The sequence below is a fragment of the uncultured Clostridium sp. genome (assembly GCF_937920395.1).
Classification (GTDB): domain Bacteria; phylum Bacillota; class Clostridia; order Clostridiales; family Clostridiaceae; genus Clostridium_AD.
Genome location: NZ_CALEVF010000182.1, coordinates 1 through 6518, shown reverse-complemented (window position 1 = coordinate 6518; position 6518 = coordinate 1). Strand labels below are relative to the sequence as shown.

Below are 6518 nucleotides of genomic sequence, written 5' to 3'. Positions count from 1 at the left end.
GGTGACTGGAGTTCAGACGTGTGCTCTTCCGATCTTATGGCTTGTACATAGTATTAGGTGCTATAAAAGTATCTTTTTCACCTTTTACTATTTCTACAATTTCTTTCAAGCCTTTAATATTTGTATTATATATTTTTATTTCTTTATTTTTATTAATTTTAAGTAATTGTATATATCCATCTGTAGTATCATCAAATAAATGTTGACAATAAGCCATATTACCTTGCATTTTATCATCTCCTGTTTTTATACCTCTATATAGTTATATCTTCAATTTTATATAAAATTTTTCAATAATTTTTTTATTATTTATATTCGTTTTTTCATTATAACGAAATCTCATATTAGTCATTATAATGAAAACTTGTTAAAAAAATAAAAAAACTTATAAAATATAAGTTTTTTTAAATATATATTGTTAGTCTCTTTTTCCGATTAATATACTTCCTTCCCAATATTCTAATTAAATAATTTTATAAAAATGTATTTAATTGAAATATTGGGAAATGATATTTGTAAATAATATTCGTAAGGAGAGACTGCTATGACTGTTAAAATAGTTAAAAGGTACTGTGATTATTGCAAAAAAAGTTACACACCAACAATAGAAACAAGGAATTTTTGCACCCATGAATGCTTCATAAAAAGTACGAAAAAGCGTGAGATTAATATTTGTCCTTGGTGTAATAAACCATTTGAAGCTCGTATCTGCGATTCGCAAAAGTTTTGTAGTATATCACATAAAGCTTTTTATTATTCATATAAAAAGTATGGTTTTGAAATAGTAAAAGAGGAAGCCTCCGTTATTACGTGGTGCAGAAAATTAGGATATATTATTGGTATAATCGCTACGGACGGAACCTTGCATAAAAATAGACATTTAATAAAAATTTCATCAAATGACTTTGATTTGCTAATGGAAATACGAGATATTATCTGCGATTTAATTACAGGTAGAAAATTAAAAATAGTTTCTAATAAAAAAATTAATGAAAATGGTAAAACTTTCATTAATTATACTTACAGTTTTACCTCGGAACTTTTTTATAATTTTTGTCTAAATATAGGTTTAACACATAATAAGTCCTTAACACTCGGCCATTTACAAATACCTAAAATTTATTTTTCTGATTTTCGTAGAGGTACAATCGATGGAGATGGAAATTATAACACTTTAAAACGTTATTCTAAAAATGGAGAGAAAAACTATATATATATTCGTATCTTTACTGGTTCACGGGCTTTTGTGGAATGGATTAATGCTATGTGTTTAGAATATTTAAATGTATGTGGTGTAATTGTTCAAGAAAGATTACAAAAATTTGTTTTAATTTGGGGAAGAGGACACGATGTAGACAAAATATTATCTTACATATATTCAAATTGCGATACCTATTTAGAAAGGAAATGGTTACAACTTCAAATTTCAAGACCGTTTTTAAATGATAATTATAAATTTATTTGTAATAATGATAATCCTATTAAGTGCAATAAAGAGTAAGACATATATTTATGTACTGGAAATTAATTGATTATTTCTTTTCCTTGTTTCTTTTAAAGATGTTAATTATACTCTTCACTGAGTGAATTAGGGTGTGGATAAATTTAAACATAAAAAAAGAGTAGTTGATCACTACGTATTTACAAGGCGTTGATAATAATTCTACTTTTGTATCTTTATTAATATGTTTCAACCTCTTTAAAACAATAGTGTAGTAGGCTTTTTTTTATCCAGTTCAAACTTAGTTAAATTTTTCCTTTTAGAACGCATGGAAAAGCCATAATGATGGCGTTGATTTTTCAGAATTCATAGACGTTAATCGTATCTGGATTTAATGATAATATTATTTAAGTACCATCATTTACACGTAAGCTGTTGAGTTACCTCCCATTTAAAAGCGTACCTAACCGTAATTGCTTATATACTATTTCTGTAATTTATTGCTTTTGTGTTACTTTTGTATTATTTTTAGCCATTATTTTAGTGCTCTTTTGTGATTTTATGCCTTTTCATATTTTCACTTCTATAGTGTCGTGTGAAACTCCTTCAATTTTATTATTTACATTAATCTTGTCATTTTTGCATAAAGGATTTTTACATAAGCAAAAAATCTATACAACAAATTGCTACAATGTTGACAAACCAAAGTGAAAATGTTAATGTATATCTATGGAACAAATTGAGCCATAGATATACATTAACGGAGGTAAAAGATATGAGTCAGATAACGACAGATTTTTTCAATAGTAGTACGATTCTACCGAATGAGGACACAGTTAGGGTAATGAACTTCTTGTCACAACCAGAATCAGTTAATCGGATGATTGTTATGTCGAAAGTTGGATTACCTTCACTTACAGGTGTAGTCAAGGAACTAGAGAACCTGTTTGGGGATTGCGAATTATTTCCTCTTAATCATAATGCCGAGAACTCAAATGCGCCAAACCGTCGAAATATAGGGTGGATGGTGCGATTTGTGATGAAAGCTTATGGTTACGTACCTAGTGCCACGAATGACAGCTTCGAACGAACAAGAATTGGAAAATTTTCAGGTTCTAAATATTTTCAAACTGCTGCAGTTTATGCAAAAACAATATCAAATCCAAATTATGCAATTGCTATAGCGAGTGTATAGCAATTAAGGGTACCCAACATCTGATAAGGTGATGGGTATGTTTTTATTATTTTGTTTTATTATATTTGTCTATGATCCATGCTTATCTTTTGTAGCCACCTCATAAACATTTCTCTATTAATTTATTTTTAACCATGTACCACCTACTATAATATAGATATTCGATTACTTAAGTATATTTTCCTTTTAAATAATAGTTAATTGTTGTCCTTGATCTGTATAACATAAATATTTTAATATTATTTTTTCACGGTTTTTACTGTAATATTTATATTTCGGATACCAACTAAAAAAGTCTTTATTGTTTTTGCTGCTGTTGCAACTATGACAAGCCGGAATTATATTTGATATTGCATACTCACCGTCCTTACTCAATGCCACGAAATGCTCTTGAGCTAAAGGTAATTCTTTACCGCAGTACGCACATTTATTATTAAATGCAGCTTTTATACTTAACCACTGATCAACCGTTAATGTGGCTGGTAAATTTCTACCTTTAGCCAACCTATTTTGAGCATACATTCTATAATTATTGGCATTTTCATATTTATATTGTTTTTCTTTATCAGTATTATTTTTATGCCACAATTGCATTGACTGCGGGGTTTTTTCTCTATAATTTTTTTGTTTTTTACACATTATTTTACCAATCAACCTCTTTTACAATAATTTTTTAATGTTTCTTCTATACTATCTTTTAGGTCTGTTGCATCCTTTTCACTTTTATTATATTTAAAAAGTAAATCATCATGTAGATCATCAAGGTTATGCCCTTTTAAAAAATAATTTTCAATCATAAATTTCACAATTTTTTCTTCCGATAAAGGCTTACTTTTAAAAAACTTATATAGAAAGTTTACGCTATTCATTTCCTTCACCTCTATTATTTTTAATATCAATCCACTTTAGTACTTTGTTTCGCTCGATACGCCAGTCTTTCCCTACTTTAAATGCATTTAACTGTTCAGATTTGATTGCTCGCATAACTGTTTGGTCACTGATCTGCAGAAACTCTGCAAGTTGCTTTACTGTTAATATATCAGGTAAATTATTAAGTCCCACTACTACCCCTCCTTTATATTTATAATATATCAAACTATATCAAACCATGTCAATATACATCATAATCAAAATTAAATTAAATTTACCTTACCTATATATTTAGTGTATTACATTAAATATAAGCTATTATTCTTCTTGATAAATAAAATGAGGATAACCAACGATATTAGTTACCCCTTACATACTCTCTATTCGATTTTAAATTAATATGGATATATCATATGTTTTTTACATAATAGTGCTTTAGATTAACTCTAGCACGTTTTAAACTACGTATTCATGCTACTCTATACTTTAATATGTAAATATCGACTTCATATAATAAAAATATACCTGATTAAATCACTCAATATTTTTATTGTCCCATCCCAGAAGTTTCTTTTCAAGAGCATCAAAATCATATGTGCGCTGTTCATAATCATTAAAAGAACCTTTTTTAATATTCTCGCGAGGCGCGTTAAATCCTCTTACAAGTCTTCTCATATATCCAACAACATTAGGGACATCTTTAGCTAAAGTGTATTTATAGCATTGTTTTATTAAATCTATTTTATTATTAGCATCTTTTAGTATGCAACCAGCTTCATACTCTGTAATTTTATGATTATGAAATATTAATTGCACCTGTTTTATTAGTTCTAGTTCTTTTGGATCCTCCTCTAATGTAGCTGCTGTTTCAGTATTGCAATTATCTTTATTACTAGATATATTGAATTTAATACTAGTAACTTTTCTGCCCGTTTTTATTTCTTCAAAATCAAAGAAGATGTCACTCTTGTTGTTAATTTCCTTTTGTCCCACTAATAGAACCTTAGGTTTCATATTACTATACCTGGGGTATATGCTATCATTCAAACCTATTAACTCTCTAAATTCACTCATTTCAAATCGTACACTTTTTTTAAACTGTTGCTGTTTTAACAATTCATACAATCTTATAGAATATTTTGAGGATAGTTTAGCTACTTGATTTAATGCATATGAAACAAAATTATCCTTTAAATTAAGCAGATACGGTTTCAATTTGGGGCTAAATTCAACTTCTATAATTCCTTCTCCTGGTCTATGCTCTACAGAGGAAAACCAAGCTACTTGTAATAACGAATGCGTTTTTTTTATTTCTATTACTTTCATCATTAAAGATTTAGTTATCTTAGGTAACTCAACATATTTTGATTTATCTGAAACATTAATTAAATCCATAAAGTCTTTTACATGTAATTCATAAGTTTTAAAATTTTCATCTTGCGGTTGAACCATGGATGCTATAGAGAGAACAAGTAACTGTTCTGTTCTGTTTAATTGATATGCTCTTAAATTTAAATCATTAGATTTGGTAACAACATTATCTTTTAACATAATGCACCCCCTAATGAACATATTACCAAAAGCAACTTTTAAAAGCAACATTTATTTTACAAGTTGCTTTTGGGTATGATAAAGTTGCTTTTCAGGTATGAAAAAGTTGCCTTTGGGTATGAAAAAGTTACCTTTAGAAAAACATCGGGTATGAAAAAGTTGCCCTTAGGTATGAAAAAGTTGCTTTTAACTTTTTAAGGCACTGGTATCACTAGTCTAGAGGTATGCTCTAAACATTGTAAACAAAAAGCTTATTAAACATCCTAAACAACAACAAGGAAAAAATAAGTATTTGTTGTTGTCCATAATGCATTTATTTTTAATATTTATTTGATTAATATCCATAAATATGGACAAAATAGTTAGATATTCTGACATTTTGTGTTGTCAAAACAATCAATGTTGCATATAATAATAAATGAGAGGACGTGATATTTATGTTAAACACGTTAAATGAAAGACTAAAACAAGCAAGAAAAAATTTAGGATTATCACAAGAATATGTTGCTAAAGTAATGAATCTGCATAGAACAACAATTACTTCAATAGAAGCCGGAAGTAGAAAAATTACCGCTATCGAAATGAAAGCATTTTCTGAGTTGTATGGAGTTACATTAAATGACTTAATGTATAATGAGGAAAACAAAAATGAAACAAAAATGTTTGCAAGAGCATTTTCAAGTTTATCAGATATAGATAAAGACGAGATAATGAATTTAATAGAATTTAAAAAGAAAATTAAGGCAAGGTATAATATGAATGCCTAATAACATTGATTTAAGTGATTATTATTACAATTATGAGGTTCTTGCAAAACAAGTATTAAAGATTTACTTTTCACAAAAGATACCTTCTTATCCAATAGATCCTTTTGATATATTAAGTTATTTTGGTGTTGTATATCAGTTTAGGAATTTTAAGGATTTAGAAGGTATTTATATTTTACCTGAAACTGAAGATGATATACCTATTGTAGGTATTAATAATAATAGACCTATAACACGACAAGGATTTACTGCAGCACATGAGCTATGCCATCATTTAAAAGATAGAAATAGTGATTTTTTTTGTCCCATAGATGGAAGAAATAAAAGTTATATTGAGAAATACGCGGATAAATTCGCCAGTGCATTACTACTGCCTAAAAAAGAATTAGAAGTTCAAGTAAAGAAACTAGAAAAAAATAATTATATTGATTTTATAAATATCCTCTATATTACTGATTATTTTGGTGTAAGTTTTGAATCCTGTGTTTTTAACATTGCATATAGCCTTGGGAAAATAGAAGGAACTATTGATCCAAAAGAAATAAAAAAAAGAGTTCGTAAATTTAAACCTGATAAAAAACGAATAGAATTGGGAATAAAAAAATATGATCTGGTACTGCTTAAAAACATAATTAATTCATATGAATATTTTTTTGAAAATGAGAGCAAAGCAGTTTGGTATAACTTTAAGAGT

8 protein-coding genes are annotated in these 6518 nt (G+C 27.9%); 4 read left to right on the top strand and 4 right to left on the bottom strand.

The features are described 5' to 3' along the window. The first annotated feature begins 544 nt into the window (after nt 1-544). Both Q0649_RS11760 and Q0649_RS11755 read left to right on the top strand, forming a co-directional pair. Nucleotides 545-1501 carry a hypothetical protein gene (locus Q0649_RS11760; protein WP_298841982.1) on the top strand — a complete coding sequence of 319 codons (957 nt, stop codon included), beginning with the start codon at nt 545-547 and terminating at the stop codon, nt 1499-1501. A gap of 715 nt (nt 1502-2216) precedes the next feature. After that, complete coding sequence (locus Q0649_RS11755) at nt 2217-2636, top strand: hypothetical protein (protein ID WP_298841978.1); 420 nt, start codon at nt 2217-2219, stop codon at nt 2634-2636. A 186-nt stretch (nt 2637-2822) separates the two neighbouring features. Here the strand turns inward: Q0649_RS11755 and Q0649_RS11750 are convergent, their stop codons facing one another. The 4 genes from Q0649_RS11750 to Q0649_RS11735 all read right to left on the bottom strand — a co-directional run bounded on the left by Q0649_RS11750 (nt 2823) and on the right by Q0649_RS11735 (nt 5057). Further along, a complete protein-coding gene (locus Q0649_RS11750) occupies nt 2823-3290 on the bottom strand; it encodes an HNH endonuclease (RefSeq protein ID WP_298841975.1) in 468 nt (155 codons plus the stop codon). Beyond that, nucleotides 3287-3505: a hypothetical protein gene (locus Q0649_RS11745; RefSeq protein ID WP_298841972.1), complete on the bottom strand. Its 219-nt coding sequence runs from the start codon at nt 3503-3505 to the stop codon at nt 3287-3289. The genes Q0649_RS11750 and Q0649_RS11745 overlap by 4 nt, the downstream gene beginning before the upstream one ends. After that, nucleotides 3498-3731 (bottom strand): helix-turn-helix domain-containing protein, encoded by a 234-nt coding sequence (locus Q0649_RS11740; RefSeq protein WP_298841970.1) that lies wholly within the window; start codon nt 3729-3731, stop codon nt 3498-3500. Before Q0649_RS11740 ends, Q0649_RS11745 begins: the two co-directional genes overlap by 8 nt. Before the next feature lie 309 nt (nt 3732-4040). Beyond that, entirely contained in the window at nt 4041-5057 is a 1017-nt protein-coding gene (locus tag Q0649_RS11735; protein ID WP_298841962.1) for a replication initiation protein, read from the bottom strand. 437 nt (nt 5058-5494) lie between these two features. Between Q0649_RS11735 and Q0649_RS11730 the strand changes: the two genes are divergently transcribed. Continuing rightward, complete coding sequence (locus tag Q0649_RS11730) at nt 5495-5824, top strand: helix-turn-helix transcriptional regulator (RefSeq protein WP_298841959.1); 330 nt, start codon at nt 5495-5497, stop codon at nt 5822-5824. Continuing rightward, nucleotides 5817-6518: ImmA/IrrE family metallo-endopeptidase (locus Q0649_RS11725; protein WP_298841956.1), on the top strand; the 702-nt coding region annotated here is incomplete at its 3' end. The genes Q0649_RS11730 and Q0649_RS11725, both read left to right, overlap by 8 nt.

What these genes read in the sequence shown, in the direction of transcription:
- Q0649_RS11755 (WP_298841978.1), top strand. Translation starts at nt 2,217, where the DNA reads ATGAGTCAGATAACGACAGATTTTTTCAATAGTAGTACGATTCTACCG.
- Q0649_RS11760 (WP_298841982.1), top strand. Translation starts at nt 545, where the DNA reads ATGACTGTTAAAATAGTTAAAAGGTACTGTGATTATTGCAAAAAAAGT.
- Q0649_RS11730 (WP_298841959.1), top strand. Translation starts at nt 5,495, where the DNA reads ATGTTAAACACGTTAAATGAAAGACTAAAACAAGCAAGAAAAAATTTA.
- Q0649_RS11735 (WP_298841962.1), bottom strand. Translation starts at nt 5,057, where the DNA reads ATGTTAAAAGATAATGTTGTTACCAAATCTAATGATTTAAATTTAAGA.
- Q0649_RS11745 (WP_298841972.1), bottom strand. Translation starts at nt 3,505, where the DNA reads ATGAATAGCGTAAACTTTCTATATAAGTTTTTTAAAAGTAAGCCTTTA.